At 64.5% G+C, this 23,359-nt stretch carries 24 protein-coding genes and 1 tRNA gene; 14 read left to right on the forward strand and 11 right to left on the reverse strand.

Annotated elements, in window-relative coordinates; translation table 11 throughout:
- Positions 1-1,713 (forward strand): dipeptide ABC transporter ATP-binding protein, encoded by a 1,713-nt coding sequence (locus tag ACVWW6_RS14105; RefSeq protein WP_161536662.1) that lies wholly within the window; start codon positions 1-3, stop codon positions 1,711-1,713.
- Positions 1,714-2,338: 625 nt separating this feature from the next.
- On the opposite strand, the gene ACVWW6_RS14110 is transcribed toward ACVWW6_RS14105, so the two are convergent.
- From ACVWW6_RS14110 to ACVWW6_RS14120, 3 genes are all read right to left on the reverse strand, one after another.
- Positions 2,339-2,548, reverse strand: a complete 210-nt coding sequence (locus ACVWW6_RS14110) for a hypothetical protein (RefSeq protein ID WP_161536661.1) — start codon at positions 2,546-2,548, stop codon at positions 2,339-2,341.
- Positions 2,549-3,067: 519 nt separating this feature from the next.
- Entirely contained in the window at positions 3,068-4,435 is a 1,368-nt protein-coding gene (locus tag ACVWW6_RS14115; protein ID WP_456680897.1) for a tyrosine-type recombinase/integrase, read from the reverse strand.
- Positions 4,436-4,657: 222 nt separating this feature from the next.
- Positions 4,658-4,742 (reverse strand) — tRNA-Leu (locus tag ACVWW6_RS14120).
- A gap of 156 nt (positions 4,743-4,898) precedes the next feature.
- Here ACVWW6_RS14120 and ACVWW6_RS14125 point away from each other — a divergent pair.
- A complete protein-coding gene (locus ACVWW6_RS14125; protein WP_011084158.1) occupies positions 4,899-5,441 on the forward strand; it encodes a disulfide bond formation protein B in 543 nt (180 codons plus the stop codon).
- Positions 5,442-5,559: 118 nt separating this feature from the next.
- Here ACVWW6_RS14125 and ACVWW6_RS14130 read toward each other — a convergent pair whose 3' ends face one another.
- Positions 5,560-6,645, reverse strand: a complete 1,086-nt coding sequence (locus ACVWW6_RS14130; RefSeq protein WP_028173574.1) for an AbrB family transcriptional regulator — start codon at positions 6,643-6,645, stop codon at positions 5,560-5,562.
- Between the two features lie 90 nt (positions 6,646-6,735).
- A complete protein-coding gene (locus tag ACVWW6_RS14135; RefSeq protein ID WP_028173573.1) occupies positions 6,736-7,023 on the reverse strand; it encodes a PsiF family protein in 288 nt (95 codons plus the stop codon).
- Positions 7,024-7,224: 201 nt separating this feature from the next.
- Between ACVWW6_RS14135 and ACVWW6_RS14140 the strand changes: the two genes are divergently transcribed.
- Entirely contained in the window at positions 7,225-7,722 is a 498-nt protein-coding gene (locus ACVWW6_RS14140; RefSeq protein WP_028173572.1) for a hypothetical protein, read from the forward strand.
- A 147-nt stretch (positions 7,723-7,869) separates the two neighbouring features.
- Here the strand turns inward: ACVWW6_RS14140 and ACVWW6_RS14145 are convergent, their stop codons facing one another.
- On the reverse strand, positions 7,870-8,418 hold the full coding sequence (locus tag ACVWW6_RS14145; protein WP_011084162.1) for a TetR/AcrR family transcriptional regulator: 549 nt from the start codon (positions 8,416-8,418) through the stop codon (positions 7,870-7,872).
- A 111-nt stretch (positions 8,419-8,529) separates the two neighbouring features.
- Here ACVWW6_RS14145 and ACVWW6_RS14150 point away from each other — a divergent pair, with 111 nt between their 5' ends.
- The 5 genes from ACVWW6_RS14150 to ACVWW6_RS14170 all read left to right on the forward strand — a co-directional run bounded on the left by ACVWW6_RS14150 (position 8,530) and on the right by ACVWW6_RS14170 (position 11,332).
- Positions 8,530-8,958, forward strand: a complete 429-nt coding sequence (locus ACVWW6_RS14150) for an acyl-CoA thioesterase (RefSeq protein ID WP_028173570.1) — start codon at positions 8,530-8,532, stop codon at positions 8,956-8,958.
- 3 nt (positions 8,959-8,961) lie between these two features.
- Complete coding sequence (locus ACVWW6_RS14155) at positions 8,962-9,438, forward strand: PaaI family thioesterase (protein ID WP_161536659.1); 477 nt, start codon at positions 8,962-8,964, stop codon at positions 9,436-9,438.
- A 44-nt stretch (positions 9,439-9,482) separates the two neighbouring features.
- Positions 9,483-9,866 carry a CidA/LrgA family protein gene (locus tag ACVWW6_RS14160; RefSeq protein ID WP_456680898.1) on the forward strand — a complete coding sequence of 128 codons (384 nt, stop codon included), beginning with the start codon at positions 9,483-9,485 and terminating at the stop codon, positions 9,864-9,866.
- Positions 9,863-10,585 carry an LrgB family protein gene (locus ACVWW6_RS14165; protein WP_011084166.1) on the forward strand — a complete coding sequence of 241 codons (723 nt, stop codon included), beginning with the start codon at positions 9,863-9,865 and terminating at the stop codon, positions 10,583-10,585. Before ACVWW6_RS14160 ends, ACVWW6_RS14165 begins: the two co-directional genes overlap by 4 nt.
- 87 nt (positions 10,586-10,672) lie before the next feature.
- On the forward strand, positions 10,673-11,332 hold the full coding sequence (locus ACVWW6_RS14170; RefSeq protein ID WP_456680899.1) for a DsbA family protein: 660 nt from the start codon (positions 10,673-10,675) through the stop codon (positions 11,330-11,332).
- A gap of 81 nt (positions 11,333-11,413) precedes the next feature.
- Here the strand turns inward: ACVWW6_RS14170 and ACVWW6_RS14175 are convergent, their stop codons facing one another.
- From ACVWW6_RS14175 to ACVWW6_RS14185, 3 genes are all read right to left on the reverse strand, one after another.
- Complete coding sequence (locus ACVWW6_RS14175) at positions 11,414-11,620, reverse strand: hypothetical protein (protein WP_027544339.1); 207 nt, start codon at positions 11,618-11,620, stop codon at positions 11,414-11,416.
- An 85-nt stretch (positions 11,621-11,705) separates the two neighbouring features.
- Complete coding sequence (locus tag ACVWW6_RS14180; protein ID WP_456680900.1) at positions 11,706-12,773, reverse strand: carboxylesterase family protein; 1,068 nt, start codon at positions 12,771-12,773, stop codon at positions 11,706-11,708.
- A gap of 27 nt (positions 12,774-12,800) precedes the next feature.
- Positions 12,801-13,772, reverse strand: a complete 972-nt coding sequence (locus tag ACVWW6_RS14185) for a S1C family serine protease (RefSeq protein WP_011084169.1) — start codon at positions 13,770-13,772, stop codon at positions 12,801-12,803.
- 293 nt (positions 13,773-14,065) lie between these two features.
- Here ACVWW6_RS14185 and ACVWW6_RS14190 point away from each other — a divergent pair, with 293 nt between their 5' ends.
- The 6 genes from ACVWW6_RS14190 (at position 14,066) to ACVWW6_RS14215 (ending at position 21,369) form a co-directional block, all read left to right on the forward strand.
- Complete coding sequence (locus tag ACVWW6_RS14190) at positions 14,066-15,484, forward strand: M20 family metallopeptidase (RefSeq protein WP_456680901.1); 1,419 nt, start codon at positions 14,066-14,068, stop codon at positions 15,482-15,484.
- Between the two features lie 262 nt (positions 15,485-15,746).
- On the forward strand, positions 15,747-17,537 hold the full coding sequence (locus ACVWW6_RS14195) for a peptide ABC transporter substrate-binding protein (RefSeq protein WP_456680902.1): 1,791 nt from the start codon (positions 15,747-15,749) through the stop codon (positions 17,535-17,537).
- Positions 17,538-17,566: 29 nt separating this feature from the next.
- The gene (locus tag ACVWW6_RS14200) at positions 17,567-18,526 is read left to right on the forward strand and encodes an ABC transporter permease (RefSeq protein ID WP_456680903.1); all 960 of its coding nucleotides are present in this window, start codon (positions 17,567-17,569) and stop codon (positions 18,524-18,526) included.
- Entirely contained in the window at positions 18,492-19,409 is a 918-nt protein-coding gene (locus tag ACVWW6_RS14205) for an ABC transporter permease (protein WP_028173562.1), read from the forward strand. Before ACVWW6_RS14200 ends, ACVWW6_RS14205 begins: the two co-directional genes overlap by 35 nt.
- Positions 19,409-20,404 carry an ABC transporter ATP-binding protein gene (locus tag ACVWW6_RS14210; protein WP_456680904.1) on the forward strand — a complete coding sequence of 332 codons (996 nt, stop codon included), beginning with the start codon at positions 19,409-19,411 and terminating at the stop codon, positions 20,402-20,404. Before ACVWW6_RS14205 ends, ACVWW6_RS14210 begins: the two co-directional genes overlap by 1 nt.
- The gene (locus ACVWW6_RS14215) at positions 20,401-21,369 is read left to right on the forward strand and encodes an ABC transporter ATP-binding protein (RefSeq protein ID WP_456680905.1); all 969 of its coding nucleotides are present in this window, start codon (positions 20,401-20,403) and stop codon (positions 21,367-21,369) included. Before ACVWW6_RS14210 ends, ACVWW6_RS14215 begins: the two co-directional genes overlap by 4 nt.
- 24 nt (positions 21,370-21,393) lie before the next feature.
- Here the strand turns inward: ACVWW6_RS14215 and ACVWW6_RS14220 are convergent, their stop codons facing one another.
- Together ACVWW6_RS14220 and ACVWW6_RS14225 are read right to left on the reverse strand one after the other, a co-directional pair.
- Positions 21,394-22,017: an HAD family hydrolase gene (locus ACVWW6_RS14220; RefSeq protein ID WP_456680906.1), complete on the reverse strand. Its 624-nt coding sequence runs from the start codon at positions 22,015-22,017 to the stop codon at positions 21,394-21,396.
- A gap of 110 nt (positions 22,018-22,127) precedes the next feature.
- The gene (locus ACVWW6_RS14225) at positions 22,128-23,159 is read right to left on the reverse strand and encodes a helix-turn-helix domain-containing protein (protein WP_028173559.1); all 1,032 of its coding nucleotides are present in this window, start codon (positions 23,157-23,159) and stop codon (positions 22,128-22,130) included.
- Between the last annotated feature and the right edge of the window lie 200 nt (positions 23,160-23,359).

The raw sequence follows: 23,359 nt of genomic DNA on the forward strand, positions 1-23,359 counted from the left end.
ATGCTGCACGTTGCTCCGAAGCTTGTCTCCCAGCAGACAGACCTCCTCAACGTCGATTCGCTGCGGGTCTCGTTCGGGCGCAATGTTCCTGAGGGCACAGCTGTGCGCGGCGTGTCCTTCTCACTTCGGCCGGGGCGGTGCCTCGCCATTGTCGGCGAGTCCGGCTCAGGCAAGAGCGTGACCTCTCGCGCTCTCGTGGGGCTTGCCGGCCGGCGCGCGCATGTCCATGCGCGCCAACTGAGCTTTGCCGGGATGGACCTGGCATCACTCGACGATCGCGCCTGGCGGCGGATCCGTGGCAAGGAAATCGGCTTCGTTCTACAGGATGCACTGGTCTCCCTTGATCCGCTCCGGGAGGTCGGCAAAGAGATTGGGGAGGGATTGCTTCTTCATCGTGCGGTCACTTCCCGCGAGGAGCTCGATGAGCGTGTGCTTGAGCTCCTCAAACTCGTCGGTGTTCCTGATCCCGAGATCAAAGCCCGGCAACTCCCGCATCAATTATCCGGTGGCCAGCGCCAGCGCGCGCTCATCGCTGCGGCACTTGCGCTCGATCCACGCCTCCTGATCGCGGACGAGCCAACTACCGCCCTGGACGTGACCGTGCAAGCTCAGGTGCTGGCACTGCTTGGGGGGGCCAAGGCGCGCGGCAAGGCCCTTATCCTGATCAGCCATGACCTTGCGGTGGCCTTGCGCCTTGCGGACGACGTCATGGTCATGCGCGAGGGCGAAGTTGTCGAGCGTGGATCGGCAGACCACGTTTTCCATGATCCGCAACACCCCTATACTCGCCAGCTCCTCGACGCAGTGCCGTCGAACCGTCCGCGCGGCTCGCGCCTGTCTCGAACGCCGGCAACCCGGCTGTCGATCTCGGCGCCAAAGCCGCCGCAGCTGCCCTCCGCCGATGCAAGTCGAGTTGTGCTCGGCGCGACTAACCTCGTGAAGCGCTTCAAGGGTCCGGACGGCATCTTGCGAACCGTCGTTAACGACGTATCCTTCGAGCTGCGATCTGGTGAGACATTGGGCATTGTCGGTGAGTCCGGATCAGGCAAGTCCACAACCGCTCGGATGGTGCTGGCCCTGGACCTGCCAGATGAGGGAGCTGTTCAGTTTGATGGGCAGCCCTGGACCGCGCTCAGGGAGCGCGAGCGCAGGGCGAGGCGCCGTTCCATCTCGATCATCTACCAGGATCCTTTGAGCTCGTTTGATCCTCGCTGGACGGTTGAGCGCATCATATCCGACAGCCTTTCCCGGGACATCGGACCGAAGCAGGAGCGGCGCAGGCGCGTGATTAAGCTGCTGGATCTGGTCGGGTTAGCGCCTGTCTTCTTGGGGCGCCGCCCGCTCGAGCTCTCTGGGGGGCAACGTCAGCGGGTCGCCATCGCGCGCGCGATTGCCCCAGGGCCGTCGGTGATCGTCTGTGACGAACCAGTGTCTGCCCTCGACGTGTCAATTCAGGCGCAAATTCTGGATCTCCTCAGCGACCTGAAAGCCCAGCTTGGCATGAGCTATCTCTTCATCTCGCATGATCTTGGGGTCGTGCGTCATCTCAGCGACCGCGTGATGGTCATGCGCAATGGTCGTGTTGTCGAAAGCGGCGAGACAGAGCAGATATTTGTCAATCCACGCGCAGACTACACCAGGCGCTTGATCTCTGCCGTGCCGCGCCTTGTCGAACCTGATACAGGCAATCGCGTCTCCAGCGTTTTCCCTTAGTCGTCCGTTAAGAACGTGAGCGCGCACTGACCTCGCGCGAGAGTGCTGCCACGAACGGTTGGGGTGATGGCAAAGCCGGCGAGCGCAGGCCGTGGCGCTGCAGGATGCCGCTCTGGCGAGTGTTGGGCTCGCTGAAGAAAAAGCTCGCGGCCTAGCAATGAAACCATGTTCTAGCCTCATTTGAGACTGGAATCGCAGATTAATACCTCCCGCGCGCTAGAGCGGGGGGCAGCGAGACGTGGCGAACGGGCGGCGACGTAGTGTCTATGCTGCGCAGATATTGGTCGACGGCAGTCCTGTGCGGTGCAAGGTCCGCCACCTCACGGATTCCTCTGCGATCGTCCAAATCGATAGCGCGCCTTTCGTGCCCGCGGCTTTCGGCCTGCGCGTTCCAGGTGCTGGCTTAGATATTGATTGCTCGGTTGTATGGCGTGATGAGCGCCGTCTCGCCGTGAAGTTTCTGAGCTGACCGCCAATCTCTTTGTCGACGTGCGTCCCTACCCTGAACTCGGACCGTATAGAGTTGTAGGAATGCTGATCCAGACGTAACGTGCAAACTGGCGCGCCGGCTTGACCGGCGTCGCCCTTTTTCCGGCCATTGAGTCGTGATGCCGCTGCGAGCGGCTTATTTCACACCCACCTGGTCGACACTTTCGAAAAAGGAAACCGAGAATTGGCAAAACTTACCGATGTTCTCGCGGCAGTCGATGCCCTTGACTTTGATCCCGCGAGAGGTAAACGCGTGGCGCGCCGCCTGAGCGAGGCTGGCAGATTCCTTCTGGCGGTTCGTCTCGGGCATCCGACTTGGCGAGGACGATGTCCTGCGCTTGATCATGGCAGTGGCGACCTGGCCAAAACTTCGCCAAGCAGAAACGTTTGTCGAGACTTGCGGAGCGTTGACGCCCGAGGGCGCTCATATTGCTGACGATGTGCCAGACTGCGTTCCCCGGAATGCATCCGATGCGATCGCGGCAGAAGTCGAATGGCCCGTAGAGGCGACGTCGAGGCGCGGAATTCAACCTTCGTCCGATCGTGGCCAGACATGGTGATTGAGGGCCGTAATACCCTCTGTCGCGCGTTTTCGCCAGGCGGGCGCCGATGCTGGACACTGAGCATACGATGGACACCGGGCGGCGACCACGATTCCGGTCGCCGCTGTTGCTGACATTCTTTTGCATTCGCCCCCGGCAGAGAATCTTTCATGCAACAAGCTGGGGGATTTCCTGTTCGACCAATCGCAATAATCGGGTGTTGCGTGTCCAGAATTTGAACCTACTCGCGGACCATTTCTCGCCGACATCAGCTTGCCACGGATTGAATTTGGGCAACTTATCCAACTGATGATAGGTGTGACTCAACCCTGCGCGCCTCCCTTGATCGGCATTACCTTCTTGGGATCGAGCCAGTGGTCGATCCGATCAGCCCAATGCTGCATCAGCTTCGTACGCGAGCCGATCAGTGCGAGCGGTCCGTGCTTCTTGTAGAGACCTTCCACGGTAGAGTTATCGAGATGCGCGAGCTGCAGCTCGACGACATCGCCATCCCAAGCCTTGGCATCCTTGATCTCTTCGTGGTGAGACAGGGTCGAGAAGGTGGTCCGGAATCCGTGGGCGCAATGATCAGTCTTGGTGTCAATGCCAAGCAGCCGCAAGCGTTTGTTGAGCGTGTTGTTCGATAGCGGGGCATCCTTCGAGCAGGAGAACGCGTACCGGCGATGGCCGGTCAGTTTCTGAACGCTGCGGAGGATTGCGAGTGCCTGCCGTGACAAAGGCACGACATGGTCCCAACCGGTCTTCATCTTGACGGCTGGAATAGTCCAGCGTTCGGCGTCCCAATCGACCTCGCTCCACTCCATTTCATTGACCATGCCGGGGCGGGGAATGGTCAGTGCATCGAAGCGCAAGGCAAGGCCAACAACGTCACTAAACTTCGCTCTCGTCCACGGTGCGCTGATGAGTTTGAAGACGCGCGTCACGTCGCGTGGTTCGGTGACGCCGGGACGCGGCGTCGAAATGTTGGCAATCATCTGCCCATTCAGGTTGCGAAATGGATTGTAGCCGTCGCCTTCGACATCGGCATAGTCGAAAATTTGCTCACCGATACTGCGCACGCGATCGCGGGTTTCGAGCTTTCCCTCGGCTTCGTATGAACGCATGAATGCGAGCACGTCCGGACGCTTGATGTCCTGCCTGCGCAGCTTGCCGAAGCGATCCTTGACGTAGCCGACGCGGAGCTCAAGCACCTCGATGGTCTTGGGGGCGCGCACCGCGACGATCCTGCCGCGTTTGACTTTCTCCACCTTCTTCTTGGCAAGCCACTCGTCGGCCCATTGCCCGAAAGGCCGGGCCGCCTGCCTGTGCTTGTCGAACTGCTTCTCGGTGCTTGGGTCTTTGCCGTCCTTGAGCAGGACTTTGGCCTTGTCGCGCTCGCGCCGTGCGTCGGCGAGCGAGAACGTGCCATCCTTGCCGTTGCCGTAAGGGCCGATGGAATAGGTTTTCTGACGGCTGTGGAAGCGGTAGGCCATCCGCCAGAGCCTGGAGGCAGCGTTGCCGGGCCTGCTCTTGTCCGGCGTGACGAAGAGATAGAGACCGCCGCCGGTCACGTCCGAAATCTTGGCGGGGCTCCACGCGCCGTTGTCGAATTTCGGTCGGGCGGCGCGGCAGTCGACGTCAGTCCTGATCTGCTTGGGGTTTGCGCACGCGCCGTCGTTCTTGCGGGCCATCTGCCCAATTCCTTCGCTGGGAATAGCCAAAGTCGCCGTGAACGTTTGTTCTCCCGATACCAACACGATACCAACAAAAATACCAACAAATCGGACGGCTGGGATCGGATGAGAACAAACGGTGACGAACACCGATGTACGCGGATGTACCTATTTTTCAAGGGTTTCCGAACACTGCGCGGACGGTTGCGGACGCTTTAGAACGGGCTTGAACAGCCTAGTTGGTGCCCCTGGCCGGAATCGAACCAGCACTCCTTGCGGAACTCGATTTTGAGTCGAGCGCGTCTACCAGTTCCGCCACAGGGGCCCTCGGTCGGCCCCCAAAGCGAGCGTCGCGAAGCCGGCGGACTATAGCCATGGACAAAGCGGGGTCAACCCGCGCCAAAGTGATCCCGGCTGTTCTCGACAGCCGCTTGGGCCGGGGTTAGAGGCTAAGGAAAGCGACCGACCGGAAGAGGCTGCCGTGACGACCCAGAGTGCCGCAATACCTGCATTCAAGCCGGCGGCCACGAGCCCCGCCCTGATCGCCTCGCTGCTCGTCACGCTGATTGCGGCAGCCACGATCGCGGGCGCCTGGTTCTTCCAGCTCGTGCTGGGGATTGTGCCTTGTCCGCTCTGCCTGGAGCAGCGCTACGCCTATTATCTCGCGATCCCGCTCGGCGCGCTGACCGCGCTTGCGGCGAGGAGCGGCGCGCCGCGACCGCTGCTGCTCGCGGGGCTTGCGATCCTCGCGCTGGCGACGCTCGCCAATGCCGGGCTCGGCACTTACCATTCCGGCGTCGAATGGGGGTTTTGGAAGGGGCCGACCGACTGCTCCGGCCCGGTCGTCAATCTCGGCAGCGCCAATGATCTGCTCTCGCGGCTCGACACCGTGAAGGTGGTGCGCTGCGACGAGGTGCAGTGGCGCTTCCTCGGCCTTTCGCTCGCCGGCTACAACGTGCTGATCTCGCTGCTGATGGCCGCCATCGCCGCCTGGGGATTTGCAGCGACGGCGAAGCGTACGTAGCTGCCGTAGGGTGGGCAAAGGTGCGCTCCTTACGCGCCGTGCCCACCATTCATCAACATTCACGCCAGTTGTTGGTGGGCACGCAGCGCTTTGCCCACCCTACGCGAGCTGCGTCCGCTCAATCGTCCACGTCGTCCTGCGTGCGCCCGAACAGGTGCACGATGCCGGGCGTCGCGATCGTCACGAACACGAAGCGCGACAGGTGATGGGCGCCGACGAAGATCGGGTCGATGTGCAGCGTCAGGGCCAGGGCCAGCATGGCGTCCATCGCGCCCGGCGCGAAGGCGACGACGACGTCCGAGAACTTCACCTGCGTGGTGAGGGCGACGATGCCGACGAAGATCGCCGAGACGGCGATTGCCACGGCAAATGATCCCAGCGCCGCGTTGATGTGGCCGGCGAGGGTCTTGATTCGCATCCGCGCGAAACGGCTGCCGATCAGGGCGCCGATGCCGATCAGCGCCACGCCGCGCACCCAGTTCGGCAGGCCGCCCTCGACCCAGCCGGCGCCATGCAGCACGCTGGAGGCGATCATCGCGCCGAACATCCAGCTCGCCGGAAACCTGATCAGCCGCAGGACGAGCGCCGCGGCCAGCGAGGCCGCGACCAGCTCCACGAGATCGAGCGGCGAGGCAATGGCCGTCGTCAGGGACGGCGCAGCGGAAGGCGCCACGCCCGCGAGCGCCAGCACCATCGGCAGCGCGGCGGTGAGGATGATGACGCGCATGGTCTGCACCACCGCGATGCCCGGCAGGTCGGCGCCGCGCTCGACCGCCAAAATCGTGATCTGCGACAGCGCGCCGGGGCTGCCGGCGAGGAAGGCCGAGGTGCGATCCCAGCCATGGACGCGCTGGAGGTAATAGCTCGAGCCGAAGGTGGAGCAGAAGGTCGCAAGTGCGAGCAGGCCGATGGTGAGGGGATAGGCGCTGACCTGCTGGATCAGGTGGCGCGAGACGACCGAGCCCAGCGAGATGCCGAGCAGCACCAGCACGGTCTGGGTCAGGATCGGCGGCAGCGTCAGCTGGCGGCCGGCGATCGCGGCGATACCAACCGCGATCATCGAGCCCGAGATCAGCCCGCCGGGGAGATTGGCGACGAGAAACACGAGGCCGCCGGCAGTGCCGATGACGAGTGTCTCCACCGTGCTCAATATCTTGGCACGGCTCGGCCATTCGAACGGCAGGGAGGCGGTGATTTGCTTCACGCCACCTTATCGCAAATCGGCGAGAAGCGCACAATTGCGGCTAGGTCATGCCGCAATGCGCACGCGTCTCGCCGAAGCCGGGGGACTGATTTACTTCTTGTCCGCGGCGGCCGGCGCGGCCGAGCCGGCCTTGGCGGTCTTGATGCATTCGGAGCGGAATTTCTTGCGCTCCTTGCCATGCAGCCCCTTGGCATCCGCCTGCTTGGAGCATTCGAGCGACTCGGCCGAGTGCTCCTTTGGTGCCTTCTTGTCCGTGGGCGCGGCGGTTGTGGTCTTGGTGTCGGTCTTGGCGGCCGGCGCGGCGGTCTGCGCAAAGGCGGTGCCGGTGGCGAGCAGGGAGGCGAGGGCGACGGCGGCGAGGCGAGAGGCGAGGGTCATGGTGTTGCACTCTTCTTGGGAAAATGGCGAAGGGCTGGAACGTCGGCTCGCGTTGCTGAACGCGACATGAATGAGCCGAGTGACGGGATCACTATATTTTGGCGGCGAAAGCCATCGCATCCTTGTCGCAAGCGACCGGCACGCTAGGATAGCAATCCTCGTTTAACTTCCGTCGGGGAAGACCAAGGAGGAGACCTAGGGATGACCATTCAGACAAAATTGTTGTGTGCGATCGTGGCGTCGGGTGTCGCGGCATTGGTGGCCGCCGCGCCGGCACAGGCGCTGACCTCGCAGGAGTGCAGCGCGAAATATCAGGCGGCCAAGAAGGACGGCTCGCTCGGCACCATGAAGTGGAATGACTTCCGCAAGGCCCAGTGCGGCGCGGACGCGACGCCTGCCGCTGCGCCGACCGCGGCTGCTCCGGCTGCGCCCGCCGCTCCTGCAGAGCCGAAGCAGGCAAAGAAGGAGGCAGCCCCCGCCGCCGCGCCGGCGCCGAGCCTGCCTGCCGGTCCCGCGATCTATCCGAACGCGATCGATCCGAAATACGCCAAGGAAACTGCCGGCAAGGCTCGCCTGCACACCTGCGTCGACCAGTACAACGCCAACAAGACCACCAACGGCAATGGCGGCATGAAGTGGATCGAGAAGGGCGGCGGCTATTATAGCGAATGCAACAAGAAGCTGAAGGGCGCCGCCTGAGCTTCGACTTGACGCGATGGCCGGAGCAAGGCTCCGGCCATCGCGTCTGAGGCATGATCCGGAAAACTGCACAGCGGTTTTCCGGAAAGATCATGCTCAAACAATGGTCTAAAGCGCGATGGCGATTCGTCCTGATCGCATCGCGCTTTAGATCAGCAGCTTCTCGGCCGATTTCGCCACGAGCTGTGATCGCTTGCGCGGACCGCGCTCGACGAACAGCAGGCTCTGGCCGAAGATGAAGCAGTAGAACAGGAAGGCCTGCGCCTCGGCCTCCTCGGCCTCGAGGCCGGTCGCGCGATAGAGCTCGGCGACGTGCTTGAGCCGCGCCGCATCCACGCTCGCCACCGCCGCCGCGGCGTTCTCGTCCGAACGGGCCCATTGCCGGATCGCCAGCTCGATCGCCATGCCTTCCGGGTTGAGCCGCTCGGAGTAGAGCTGGATCACCGCCTTCAGCCGTTCGCGGGGCGCCTGCCCGTCGAGGCTCGTCTGCTGCGCGATCGCCGCCGTGCGCCCCTCGCGCCAGCGCTCCAGCATGGCCGCGAGCAACGCGGCGCGGTCGGCGAAGCGGCGGTAGAAGCCGCCCTTGGTGACGCCGAGGTTCTTGGCGAGCACCTCGACCCGCACCCCCTCGACCCCCGAGCGGGCGAGCTCGGTAAATCCCGCCTCGACCCAGACATCGCCCTTGCCGTCGCTCATGAAGAAAGCCCATCCGGTTCTTGATACGGTACCGTATTGCTAACGCGGCGAGGCCCTGATACGCTACCGTATCAACAATCAAGGGGCAGAAAAGCGCAGGGAGAAATTGCGATGGAGCAGGAGGCAACCTATCGCGGCACGGTCTATCCGTGGCAATGCGATCATGTCGGCCACATGAACATCATGTGGTATGTCGGCAAATTCGACGAGGCCAACTGGAATCTGTTCGCCCGCCTTGGGCTGACGCCGAGCTACTTGCGCAGCTCCGGTCGCGGCATGGCCGCCGTGCAGCAGAACATCACCTACAAGCGTGAGCTGCTGGCCGGCGACATCGTCGAGATCCGCAGCCACCTGCTCGAGGTTCGCGACAAGTCGATCCGCTTCCGGCACGACATGACGAACGCCGAGACCGGCGAGATCGCTGCGTTCTGCGAGATCACGGGCGTGCATATGGACCGTGAGCTGCGAAGGTCCGCGCCGTTCACCGATGCCATCCGCGACGCCGCTTTGAGGCATCTTGCCGAACCGGCCGAGGCTTGAGCCATGACCGCGTTCGAGCCGAAAAACCCGGGCTATCGCGCCGCGGCCATCGCCATGTTCGACGGCCAGCCTGCGATGCGCACGCTCGGCATCACGATCGTCCGCCTTGGGCCGGGCGAGGTCGAGCTGGCGATGCTGCATTCGCCTGAATTCACGCAGCAGAACGGATTTATCCATGCCGGCATCATCACGGCCGGGCTCGACAATGCCTGCGGCGTTGCCGCCTTCACCCTGATGCCGCACAAGGCCGATATCCTCACCGTCGAGTTCAAGACCACGCTGCTCGCACCTGCCCGCGGCACGCGCTTCGTCTTCAGGGCCGAGGTGGTCAAGCCCGGCCGCACGCTGACCTTCTGCGAGGCCAGGGCCTTTGCCGAGCACGAGGGCAAGACCACGCTGATCGCCACCATGACCGGCACCCTGATGGCGATGCTGCCCCGCGTTGCGGCTTCGCCCGAGGTGCGTGCGTCCCGCGCATAGCGGCGATTGACAAGCCTGCCGGCGCATCCCTTGATGCGATCGTCATGCTCGCAAGTCTCGGCCTCATCCTGCTCTGCCAGTTGATCGGCGAAGCCGTCGTGCGCGGCCTCGGCCTGCCGCTGCCGGGACCCGTGCTCGGCCTGCTGCTGCTGCTGATCCTGCTGCTCGCGCGCGACCGCCTTGCGCTGCTGGCCCGCGGGCCGTTGCGCAACGGCGGCGTAGAGACCGCCGGCAAGGGATTGCTGGCTCATCTGTCGCTGCTGTTCGTGCCGGCCGGCGTCGGCGTCGTCCAGGAGCTCGATCTGCTCGCATCGCACGGCGTCGCCATCATCCTCGTGCTCGCGCTCTCTGTGGTTGTCACACTGCTTGCGACGGTGCTCGCCTTCCGCCTCGTCAGCCGCCTCCTGAGGCAACAGGACGCCGGATGAAGGACAACCCGTTCTCGCTCTGGGTCTATCTCTCGCAGTCCCCGCTGCTGTGGCTGACCGTGACCCTGCTGGTCTATGCGAGCACGGATGCGGTGTCGCTGGCGAGCCGGCGCCATCCGCTCGCCAATCCCGTGCTGCACGCGATGTGGATCATCGGTGTGTTCCTGCTCGTAACGGGCACCTCCTACACTACCTATTTCGCCGGTGCGCAGTTCGTGCATTTCCTGCTGGGGCCCGCCACCGTCGCGCTCGCCGTGCCGCTCTACGAGAACCGCAAGCGCGTGGTCTCATCCATCGTGCCGATGCTGGTAGCGCTCGTTGCCGGCTCGGTCACGGCGGTGGTGTCGGTGGTGCTGCTGGCCGAGCTCGCCGGGCTGCCGCGCGACGTCGTGCTGTCGCTGGCGCCGAAATCGGTCACGGCCGGCGTTGCCATGGGCATCGCCGAATCCCTGCATGCCGATCCCTCGCTGGCGGCGGTTGCGGTCATCCTCACCGGCATCATGGGTGCGATCATCGTGACGCCGCTGATGAACCGCACCGGCGTCACCGATTTCCGGGCGCGCGGATTTGCCGCCGGCCTTGCCGCGCACGGCATCGGCACCGCGCGCGCGTTCCAGGTCGACGAGATCGCTGGCGTCTTTTCCGGCATCGCCATGAGCCTGAACGCTTTGGTGACCTCGTTCCTGGTCCCGCTGGCGGTCACGCTGCTGGTGCGATGACATCGCCGCCGCAACACTCTATATGACCTGTAACAATTCCCGGTCTCGATCCGTATCGACGGGGATGGGACCGAAATGGGACGAGATATGGCTGGATTCAGGAATAAGGGCCTTGTGCCGACGCGGCGCGCCGCGCTGACGCTGATCGGGGCGGGCGCCCTGGCGGCGGGCACCATCACCTCGGCGCTGGCAGCCGCCGCCGATGACGAGGTGCTGACCGAAACCAAGGTGCTGCGCGATCCGGACACGCCCGTCGCCGGCAATCCCGAGGGCAATATCACCATCGTCGAATGGTCCGACTACAATTGCCCCTATTGCCGCAAGCTCGAGCCCGAACTGCGCCAGGTCGTCCAGGACGACGGCAAGGTGAGGCTGGTGATGAAGGACTGGCCGATCCTCGGGCCGGTGTCGGTCACGGCGGCGCGGATCGCGCTCGCGGCGAAATTCCAAGACAAGTACCATCAGGCCCATGACGCCATGATGGGCGTCAGCTCGCGCCTGACCGAGCCGCGCATCAATGAGCTTCTGGCGGCTGCCGGCGTCGACATGGACCGGCTGAAGCGCGATCTCACCGACCACGCCAAGGACATCGACGCCATCCTCAAGCGCAACAACGAGCAGGCCGAAGCCTTCGGCTTCCGCGGCACCCCGGCCTTCATTGTCGGCAAGTACCGCGTGCCCGGCGTGCTCAGCATAACCGAATTCGAGCAGGTCATCGCCGACGCGCGCAAGGCCAAGATGAACTAAGGCGCTCGCCGCAACTGACACGCCCAATACGAAGGCGCCGCCGCGGACCGCGACGGCGCCTTGTTCATGATGTCAGCGACGTTACTTCGACGAGATGCGGACCCAGTCCTTGTGCGCGCGATCGCGCAGAGCATCCCAGTCGGCCTTTGCGACATCCCAGTTCACGATGGTGCGATTGGTGGTCGCGACCTCGCCATTGGCGACGGATGAGGTCTGCATGGAGTCATAGACATAGACGCCGCCCGCGAGAAGCAGCGCGCCCAAAATCATTCCGAAAAAAGTCTTCATAGCGAACCTCCGGTGTCGCGCCGATAACGTCGGCACGGCGCGATGGTTCCGCGGCCATGCGGCGCATCTAAGGAGAGGTTGTTCATTATCCGTTCAGCCACGCCAGCAGCTCCGCATTGATCTCGCGCGGATAGGTGTGGCTGAGATCGTCGATCTCGCGATAAACGACGTCGGCGCCGGCGGCGGAGAGCGCCGCTTGCGTCTGTCGCGCGGTCTGCACAGGAAACATCCAGTCGAGCTTGCCGTGGGTGATGAAGATCGGCAGGCGCTGCAGGCGCGCAGCATCCGCCATCTCCGCCATCAGCGGGTGGAAGGTCGCCGACACCGGCGCGAGATGCGTAAAGGGCGATGCGCCATCGAGCCCGCTAACGTAGCAGAACGTGCCTCCGTCGCTCATGCCGGTCAGCAGCATGCGCGAGCCGTCGATGGACCAGCGGCTGCGCACAGTCTCGAGGATGCGCATGAGGTTGGGCGTATCAGTGTCGTCGCCCATCAGCGCCCAGGTCTGACCGGTCGCAGTCGGCGCCACCAGGATCGCACCCAAGCTGCGGGCATCGCGGAGCCAGCTCCACAGGAATCCACGGCCATTGCCGCTGCCGCCATGCAGCGCCATCACCAGCGGCATCGCGCGCTCCGGCGAATAATATTCGGGGACATAGACCGAGAAGCCGCCGCGGCTGCCGGGCTCGTTGTGATCGTGGAAGATGCCACTGTGCTCGCCCGCGCCAGCCTCGAGCCGTGCCAGCAGAATTTCGTCCTCGCGCCTCGCGGCGTTGAGGAAGAAGCTGCTGACCGGCGGAAATTGCACGGCAAGCGGATAAAGCGCCTCCAGCGCGCGCGGTACGTGGCGCAGTGCGCGGAAGACGGCGACGAGATCGCCGTTGCCGCGCCCGACCTCGCGAATGCCGGCAAAGGCGGCGAGCGTCTCGCTGCAGGCACCATCGAGCAGGTCGCGCAAGCCGGCGAATTGTTCAGGCCAGGTGCCGATCGCCGAATGTGCGGCTTGCAGTGCGTCGTCCGGCGCGCCGATCGCGTTCATCACGGACGCGAAGGCTGGCGGATGCAGGTGACGGGTGAAGAAGCCGAGCGCCTCCAGCGCGTTCAGCAGCGGCGGCAGCACGGCCACGATGTCGTCAACGACGGCCTCGGTCATCGCGCTTCCTTGCTTCAGTTCGGCCGGTCAGTGCAGCTTCGGCGCCTTCAACAGCTTGAAGCGGTCGGTCGAGGTCACCGTGACGTCGAAGGTGACGCCTTCATGATGCACGGTGAGCGGGACGTCGACGCCGGCGGCGCCGAGCGCCCACATCTTCTTGTAGAAGGCGGTCTGGCTGATGATCTTCTCGCCGTCGACGGCGAGGATGACGTCGCCGGTCTTGAGCTCGGCGCGGGCGGCCGGCCCGTTGGCGGAGATCCCGATCACCACCACGCGGTTGTCGATCTCGGTTGAATAGAGCCCGAGCCAGGGCCGCGACGGCTTGTTGACGCGGCCGAACTTGCGCAGATCCTCCAGGATCGGCTTCAACAGGTCGATCGGCACGATCATATTGACATGCTCGGCCTTGCCGTCGCGTTCGCGCTCGAGCTGGAGCGAGCCGATGCCGATCAACTCGCCGCGCTCGTTGAGCAAGCCGGTGCCGCCCCAGTTCGGGTGCGCGGGATGTGTGAAGACGGCCTCATCCAGCAGATATTCCCAGTAACCGGCGAATTCCTGCTTGGCCACGATCTGGCTCGCAACCGATCGCGTGCGGCCGCCGGCGCCGCCGACCACGACGCGGTCGCCGACCCGGGTCTCCGCCGAGCTGCCGAGCGGCAAGGGTTCGACGTCGAGCTCACCCAGCGCCTGCACAAGGCCGAAGCCGGTGACCGAATCGAAACCGAGGGCATGTCCCTCGACGACGCGCCCGTCGGCGAGGTGCAGCCACACCGATTCCGCCTCGGTGATGAGATAGCCGATGGTCAGCACCAGCCCGTCGTCGATGACGACGCCGTTGCCGGCGCGCTCGGTGCCCAGCGTCTCTGCGCTGAACGCGTCCGGCGGGATGATGGCGTGCAGGCCGACGACGGACGCGAGCGCGCGGTCGAGATCGAAACCGTATTCGCTCGCACGCGGCTGATTGGCCGGCGGCACTCTCCATTCGGTCAGGGCGGGCATGGAGTTCTCCTGGCTGAGTGCATCGCTCCGCCGTGGCTAGCGGAACGACGCGCGAAGCATGGATAATTTAGGCCGGAGAAGGCCGTCTTGAAAGCCTCGTTTCCCAACTATTCAGCAGAACGCCGTGTGAAATCTTCGAAAGGCGCGGGACCGTTTCGCGCGCGGTTGGCGGCCCGGCGGTCCTTCGATCCGGCATCCGCCGCATGGCTGCTGTCCGGCGAGGTGCTAGGCGCCGTGTAATGAAGCTGCTAACCATTGCCGCTTCGTTTGACCAAGAGATCACGGACCGAAACATGGACAACCGCAGCGACATCTGGCGTGGCGTCGACACGATCAAGGCGCGTTTCATCGACCTCAGCGACAAGGTCTGGGGCATGCCGGAGGTTTGTTACACCGAGGCGCGGTCCGCCGCCGAGCATCTCGCCGAACTGCGCCATCAGGGCTTCCGTATCACCGAGAACGTCGCCGGCATCCCGACCGCGCTGATGGGCGAATGGGGCGAGGGCGGACCGATCATCGCCTTCATGGGGGAATATGACGCGCTGCCGGGTCTCAGCCAGGAGGCGGGCGTGGCGGAACATCGTCCGGTCGAGACCGGCGGCCATGGCCATGGCTGCGGTCACAATCTGCTCGGTTCTGCGGCACTGCTCGCCGCGACCGCGGTGAAGGACTGGCTCGCCGAGAACAAGGTGCCGGGCCGCGTGCGCTACTATGGCTGCCCGGCTGAAGAAGGCGGCGCGGCAAAGGCGTTCATGGTGCGCTCCGGCGCGTTCGAGGATGCCGACGTCGCCATCACCTGGCATCCGCACAGCTTCTGGGAAGTGGCGGTGACGCCGTCGCTCGCGAACACGCGCGCCGACTTCATTTTCACAGGCCGCACCTCGCATGCGGCCGCCTCGCCGCATCTCGGCCGTTCCGCGCTCGATGCGGTGGAGCTGATGAATGTCGGCGTGAACTACATGCGCGAGCACATGCCGAGCGACGCACGGGTGCATTACGCGCTGCTCGACACCGGCGGCATTGCGCCCAACGTGGTGCAGGCGCATGCGCGCGTGCGCTACTCGATCCGCGCCCGCGATCTGCCCGGCATGAACGAGCTGGTCGGCCGCGTGAGCAAGATCGCGGACGGCGCGGCGCTGATGACCGAGACCAAGGTCGAGATGAAGATCATCTCCGCGGTCTCCAACATTCTGCCGAATACGCCGCTGGAGCAGGCGCTGCATCGGGTCATGGAAGAGCTCGGACCGCCGCATTTCGACGACGCGGACAAGGGGTTTGCCACCCAGATCCGATCGACGCTGACCGACAAGGACATTGCCTCGGTTTACTACGCGATCGGGATGGAGCCGACCGATCGGCCGCTGGCCGACTTCCTGGTGCCGCTCGATGCCAAGCGCAACCCGCTGGTCGGCTCGACCGACGTTGGCGACGTGAGCTGGGTGGTGCCGACCGTGCAGGTTCACGCACCGACGGTTGCAATCGGCACGCCGTTCCACACCTGGCAGGTGGTGGCGCAGGGCAAGAGCCCGCATGCCCACAAGGCCATGGTGCAGGCGGCCAAGGCGATGGCGGGTATCGGCATCAAGGCGCTCACGGAACCGGAGCTGATCAAGGCCGCGAAAGCCGACCTCGCGAGGCGAACAGCCAAGACACCTTACGTCTGTCCGCTGCCGGACCACGTCGCGCCGCCACTGGATATGTCCGTGGTGTAGAATTTCGTCTCGATACTTCGTCTGATCCGGCGAACAAATTTTCCGCAGTGCAACGTGAATTCCGGCTTGTTTTGACGCCGGATTGCCGAACGCTTGGGCTGCGGAACGCAGTTTTGCCCAACGGACAGCCAGAACACCGTTTGCATACACACAGTCGCAGTTGACGGGCGGCCTATTCGGTGTGCCATCTACGGCCAGACAAAACCCGGCGGTCGCATCGCGGCCGCCTGCATCCATTCGGGAACCAGACGGGGGACAAACCATGCTGGATAAAGAACTGCGTTCGATGATCGGCCAAGTGAAGGACGGACGGATGGATCGCCGTGCCTTCATCCAGCGTCTTGCCGCTGTCGGTCTGACCGCACCGCTGGCCAACCAGATCCTCGCGCTGGGCGGCGTCGCCATGGCGGAAGGCGTTTCGACCTACAAGCCGACCAAGCGCGGCGGCGGCGGCGCACTGAAGCTGCTGTGGTGGCAGGGGCCGACCCTGCTCAATCCGCATTTCGCCACCGGCACCAAGGACCAGGACGGTTCGCGCCTGTTCTACGAGCCGCTTGCCTGTTGGGATCCGGACGGCAACATGAAGCTGGTTCTGGCCGCCGAAATCCCGTCGATCCAGAACGGCGGCCTCGCCGCCGACGGCAAGTCGGTCACCTGGAAGCTCAAGCCCGGCGTCAAATGGCACGACGGCAAGCCGTTCACCGCCGACGACGTCGTGTTCAACTGGGAATACGCCAAGGATCCCGCGACCTCCGCGGTCACCATTGCGACCTATCGCGACATCGTCGTCGAGAAGGTGGATGACCTCACCGTCCGCATCGTCTTCAGCAAGCCGACGCCGTTCTGGGCCGATGCTTTCGTCGGGGCTCCGAACACCATCATCCCCAAGCATCTGTTCGCGGATTACAAAGGCGCGAAGTCCCGTGAGGCGCCGAACAACCTCTCGCCGGTCGGCACCGGCCCGTACAAATTCCTCGAGTTCAAGCCGGGCGATCTCGTCCGCGGTGAGCTCAATCCCGACTATCACATGCCGAACCGTCCGTATTTCGACACGCTCGAAATGAAGGGCGGCGGCGATGCCGTCTCGGCGGCGCGCGCGGTGATCCAGACCGGCGAATACGATTTCGGCTATAACATCCAGGTCGAAGACGACGTGCTGTTGCGCCTGGAGAAGGGCGGCAAGGGCAAGGCCATCTACGCCGTGGGCGGAGACACCGAGTTCATCGCGCTGAATTTCACCGACCCGAACACCGAGGTCGATGGCGAGCGCTCTTCGATGAAGACGAAGCACCCGCTGTTCTCCGATCCCGCCGTACGCAAGGCGCTGGCGATGCTGGTCGATCGTGAAGCGGTGAAGAAGGTGATCTACGGCCGCGCAGGCCGCACCACGGCGAACTTCCTCAACGGCCCCGAAAAGTTCGTCTCCAAGAACACGAGCTGGGAATTCAGCATCGAGAAGGCGTCGAAGATGCTGGATGACGCCGGCTGGAAACCGGGTGCGGACGGCGTCCGCGAGAAGGACGGCAAGAAGCTGAAGCTTCTGTACCAGACCTCGATCAACGGCCCGCGCCAGAAGACCCAGGCCATCGTCAAGCAGGCCTGCCAGAAGGCTGGCATCGACGTCGAGCTGAAGTCGGTCGTCGCCTCGGTGTTCTTCTCCTCCGACGCCGGCAATCCCGACATCTACCCGAAGTTCTATGCCGACATGGAGATGTTCCAGATCCCGATGAGCCAGCCGGATCCGTCCCAGCACATGCGGCGCTATATGTCGGCGAATGTGGCGACCAAGGAGAACAAGTGGCAGGGACAGAATTTCCCGCGCTACGTCAACAAGGAGTATGACGACACGATCCTGGCCGCGGAAGGCGAGATGGACCCGGTCAAGCGCGCGGCGCTCTACATCAAGGCTAACGATATCCTGATCGGGGACACCGTGTTCATCCCGGTGCAGCATCGCCTCAAGGTGGAGGCCGCTGCCAACAACCTGGTTTGCGTGGTCAGCGGTTGGGCGAACGAGACCGACAACCTGTTCGACTGGTACCGGGAGGTATGATCGCGCAGGCCTAGGCGGGGTCTTTCCCTATGAGTCAATATGTCCTGCGTCGCCTGCTGATCGCCATTCCGAGCCTGCTCGGCATTTCGCTCCTGCTGTTCGTCGTGCTGGCGCTCGCCCCCGGCGATCCGTTTTCGGAACTGGCGACCAATCCGAACGTACCGCCCGAAGTCGCTGCCGCGCTTCGGGCGAAGTTCGGCCTCGACGATCCGATCTATCTGCGCTACCTGCACTGGCTCTCCGCCATGGCGCATGGCGATTGGGGGTTTTCCTTCGTCAGCCGGATGAACGTCGATGCGCTCATCCTCCAGCGCCTGCCGGCGACGCTCTATGTGATCGGCTCGGCGCAGATCCTGGCGCTCCTGATCGCGATTCCGGTCGGCGTCTACGCGGCGACCAAGCCGTATTCACTGTTTGACCAGATCGCCAACGTGCTGGCCTTCGTCGGCTTCTCGCTGCCCACCTTCTTCACCGGCATCCTGTTCATCCTGATCTTCTCGGTCACGCTGGACTGGCTGCCCTTCGTCTATTCCAGCGACATCAAGGCCACCGGCATCCGCTGGGTGCTCGAGATGATCCGGCAGGCGATCATGCCGGTGGCGGTGCTCGGCCTGTTCCAGGCGGCGTCGATGACGCGCTTCGTGCGCTCGGCGATGCTGGACGTGATCCGGCTCGACTACGTCACCACGGCGCGTGCAAAGGGACTTGGGCAGGCCAAGGTCATCGTCAAGCATGTGATGCGCAATGCGATGATCCCGGTCGTCACGCTGATCGCGCTCCAGATGCCGGCGGTGTTCGGCGGCGCCATCGTCACCGAGCAGATCTTCCGCATCCCCGGCATCGGCTCGCTGCTGATCTCCTCCATCCTTTCCAACGACACGCCGGTGGTGATGGCCGTCACCTTCGTCTTCGCGTGTCTTGTGGTCCTGTTCAATCTCATCGCGGACGTCCTGTATGGCTGGCTTGACCCTCGCATCTCCCTCCGCTGAGCGGCGCGTCTACTCGCCCTGGCGCGAGACGTGGCGGCGCTATAGCCGCCACAAGCTTGCCGTGGTCAGTGCGTTCCTGCTCCTCATTCTGGTGCTGGCGGTGGTCGCCGGCCCCTTCGTCTGGCGGGTCAAGATCGACGACATCGACATCGTGGCGGGCATGCAGGGGCCCTCGCTCGCCCATCCCTTCGGCACCGACGATCTCGGGCAGGACATCCTCGCCCGCATGATCTATGGCGGGCGCATCTCGCTCGCGGTCGGCCTTGCCGCGATGCTGGTCTCGGTGTTCGTCGGCACGCTGATCGGCGCGCTTGCCGGCATGTCGCGCGGTGCGGTCGGTCACGGGCTGATGTGGCTCACCGATCTCTTCTTGTCGCTGCCGCAGCTGCCGCTGCTGCTGCTGCTGATCTATCTGTTCCGCGACGGGCTCAAGGCCGCGTTCGGCCCCGAGGGCGGCATCTTCATCCTGATCGTGCTCGTGATCGGGGGCCTGCGCTGGATGCCGGTCGCCCGCCTCGTGCGCGCGCAGTTCCTGTCGATCCGCGAGAAGGAGTTCGTCGAGGCCGCGCGCGCGCTCGGCGCCAGCCCGGTGCGGCAGGTGGTGCGCCACATCCTGCCCAATGCGCTCGGTCCGGTGATCATCGCCGGCACCATCGACGTCGCCGCCGCCATCATCGCGGAATCGACATTGTCCTTCCTCGGCCTCGGCTTTCCGCCGGACACCCCGACCTGGGGGCGGCTGCTGTACGACGCCAAGGACTTCCTCGATATCGGTCCGCACTGGGCGCTGTTTCCGGGCGGCGCGATCTTCATCGCGGTGGTCGCCATCAACTTCATCGGCGACGGCCTGCGTGACGCGCTCGATGCGCGACGGGTGATCTGATGGCGCCGCTGCTCGAGATCAAGGGCCTGAAAACCCATTTCTCCACCGACGACGGCATCCTGCAGGCCGTCGACGGCGTCGACATCTCCATCAACCGCGGCGAGACGCTCTGTGTCGTCGGCGAGTCCGGCTGCGGCAAGACCGTGACGGCGATGTCGATCCTGAAACTGATCGCGATGCCGCCCGGCCGCATCGCCGCCGGCCAGATCATCTTCGAAGGCCGCGATCTCGTGCCGCTGACGAGCAATCAGCTCGACGAGATCCGCGCCAAGGAGATCGGCTTCATCTTTCAGGAGCCGATGACCTCGCTCAACCCGGTGCTCACCGTCGGCGAGCAGATCGCCGAGAGCCTGCGCCGGCATGAAGCGGTGACGAAGAAGCAGGCGCTCGAGCGCACCATCGAGATGCTCAAGCTGGTGCAGATCCCCAACGCCGAAGGCCGCGTGCACAACTACCCGCACCAGTTCTCCGGCGGCATGCGCCAGCGCGTGATGATCGCGATGGCGCTCGCCTGCAAGCCGAAGCTGATCATCGCCGACGAGCCCACCACCGCGCTCGACGTCACCATCCAGGCCCAGATCCTCGACCTCCTGCAGGACATGAAGGAACGCTTCGGCATGGCGGTGATGCTGATCACCCATGCCATGGGCGTCGTCGCCGAGACCGCGCAGCGCGTCGTCGTGATGTATGCCGGCAAGGTGGTGGAGGAGGCGAGCGTCGACGATCTCTTCGCCGATCCCCGCCATCCCTATACGCAAGGCCTGATCCGCTCGATCCCGCGCATCGACCTCGACAGCGAGCACAAGACGCGGCTGGAGGCGATCGGCGGCTCGGTGCCGATCCTGATCAATCCGCCGGTCGGCTGCCGCTTCGCGCCGCGCTGCAAGTTCGCGATGAACGTCTGCACCGAGAAGGAGCCGCTGCTCCGCGAGGTCTCGCCCGGCCACCGCATGGCCTGTCACCTGGGGGATACGCAGTTGGGAGCCGCGACATGAGCGAACCCTTGCTCCGCGTCAGCGGTCTGAAGAAACATTTCCCCGTGCTCGGCGGCCTGCTGTCGCGCCAGGTCGGCAGCGTCTATGCGGTCGACGGCGTGTCGTTCTCGGTCAATCGCGGCGAGACGCTCGGTCTCGTCGGTGAATCCGGCTGCGGCAAGTCGACGACGGGCCGCTGCGTGCTGCGCCTGATCGAGCCGACCGACGGCGAGGTCACCTTCGACGGCCAGGATGTGCGCCAGCTCGGCGGCAACGATCTGCGCGCGATGCGGCGGAACATGCAGCTCGTGTTCCAGGATCCGTTTGCCTCGCTCAATCCGCGCATGACGGTGGGTACGATTCTCGGCGAGGCGCTCATCATCCACAAGCTCGGCTCATCGGCCAAGGAGCGGGAGGAGCGCGTCGCGAGCCTGCTGGTCAAGGTCGGCCTCAAGGCCGAGCACATGCGCCGCTACCCGCACGAATTCTCCGGCGGCCAGCGCCAGCGCATCGTGATCGCGCGGGCGCTCGCGGTCGAGCCGAAGCTGATCGTCTGCGACGAGCCGGTCTCCGCGCTCGACGTGTCGATCCAGGCGCAGGTCATCAATCTGCTGGAGGATCTCCAGGCCGAGCTGAACCTCACCTATCTCTTCGTCGCGCACGACCTCTCGGTGGTCGAGCACATCTCCGACCGCGTCGCGGTGATGTATCTCGGCCGCATCGTCGAGCTGGCGAAAGCCAGCGACCTCTACCGCAACCCGCAGCACCCCTACACCAGGGCGCTGTTGTCAGCGGTGCCGGTGCCCGATCCCAAGCTCAAGCGTGAGCGCATCCGCCTCAAGGGCGACGTGCCGAGCCCGATGAAGCCGCCGTCAGGCTGCCACTTCCACACCCGCTGTCCGATCGCCCAGCCGCGCTGCGCGGAGAGCGCGCCCGAGCTGAAGGAGGGCGCTGGCGGTCACTTCGTGGCGTGCCATCTCGCCTGAGGCCGGGCAAAGCGGAAGGCGTATTCATTCGCCCTGAAGCACGCCGTGCGCCGAGAGGGCCTGCCTGAAAGCCTCCACCGACGTGTGGTGATGCGCGAACAGGCCCGCCTCGCGCGCGCCGGCAACATTGGCCGGGAGATCGTCGACGAACAGCACGGTCTGCGGCATCACGTCGAGCTCGGCCAGGCAGCGGCGATAGCAGCGCGGGTCCGGCTTTGCCGTCTTGAACTGGGCCGAAGTGTAGATCCGGGAGCCGAACAGCGGCCGCAAGTCCGGCAGCAGCGTGTCGATGTGGTCGGCGACCAGCGTGGTATTGTTGGTCAGGACGGCAATATCGACGGTCTTGCGCAGACGTCGGGCAATCTCCAGCATCGCGTGATCGGGCTGCATCGAGCGGCGCCGCGCCTCCACCCACTCGTCGAGCGACAGCGGATAGCCCATGCGTTCGCCAAAGCCCCGCAGATAGTCAGGGGCGTCGAGAGCGCCGGAATCGCCGAGCAGCTCGAATCCGCTGTCCCAGATCACCTTGTGGACGAGCTCGCTGGTCGATCCCGCGAGCTCCGCCAGGCATGCCACACGCTGTCCCCTGTCGTAGTTGCACAGGACATTGTCCATGTCGAAGAGGACGAGCTTGATCGCGTCAGTCACGGTAGCACTCTCGGATTGGCTTAAATGTCCGGTCGATTCGTAGTCATATCCCGCTGGAACGTGGACGACAAATCCAGGCCGGGCCGAGCTCCGAGATGAGCGCGACACCTCTACGATCGTGATGCGCGGCGGCGGGCCAGCTGGTGCAACACTGTATCGAAAGCCGGGATCGCTCCGGTCTCGCGGAGCCACGTGTCGGTCAGCTCCCTGAGCTCGCCCGGCGTCAGGCCGAACTTGCGGCGAAACGCCCGGATGAAGGTGGAGTCGCTGCTGAACCGCAAGCCGACAGCGAGGTCGATTAGACGTTTGTCCTGCGCCGCCGGCGACAACAGCCGCTGAAAGGCGAGATTGAGCCGCTGCTCTCTCACGTAATGCGCCAGCCCGCCATCTGCCTCGAACAGCCGGTAAAGCGTCGCGCGCGAAATCTGGAAATGGCGGCAGAGCTCGCTTACGCCGAGCGCGTCGGTCTCGAGATTGTCCGCGATGCGGCGCTTGATCATTGCCAGATAAAGATGTCGCTCGGCCCGCTCGACGCCTTCGGCGATGTCGGCCGTGCCGCCCGCAGCCGCGGCAACGATGTCGGCGATGGCCTCGATCGTGGCCTCGACGCTGCCCGCCTCTGGCTCAGGCGGCAGCGCAAGCGCTGCGTAATGGCTTGCGAGCAGGCGCGCGTGAGGGTGGTCTGACGGCAACAGGGTAGCCGTCGCCGAATCCGGATGCGCGAGCCGTGGCGCCAGCATCGACCGTTGCACGATGATTGCCATCAGGTGGGTGCGTCCGCTACCGCCGCGAAACACCGTCCGGTTCGGCTGCGCCATGTCGAGCAGGCAAATGTCACCGGGCCGCAACGTCACCTCGCGGCGACCGGAGCTGAACCGCATCTCGCCTTCGATGCAGAGGGTCATCTGATAGTGGTCGAGGCCGCCGCGTGCGATGTGCGCAGGCGTCCGGTCGTATTCGAGGTCAGTGGCGCGAGAATCGACCAGCAATGCGTTGCCGGCCATCACTGTCGTGGTGGTGATGTGGAAATCGTTCTCGTCGGTGAGCGCAATGACATCGCAGATGTCCACGGTCATCGCGCGCAACTGTCTCAGCGCGCTCGGCCCGTGTTCAGGGTCGTCCGCCAGCATCGTCTTGTTCACCGCCGTCTCGTCCGCATCACGCCTCGACGAGGTCGCGCGCCTTAATGTTCTGAGCCCGGCAGCAGACCAGCATCACCCCCGCATGTAGCGGTTCGGCAACGAGGACGCAAGCGACGTCGGACGATGAGGGCGTTCGACGAGGCTGCGGGCGCGCGGCCTCGATGTGCCGCACATGCATCACTGTTCACCGAAATCCACGC

The organism is Bradyrhizobium sp. USDA 3311 (assembly GCF_054062495.1).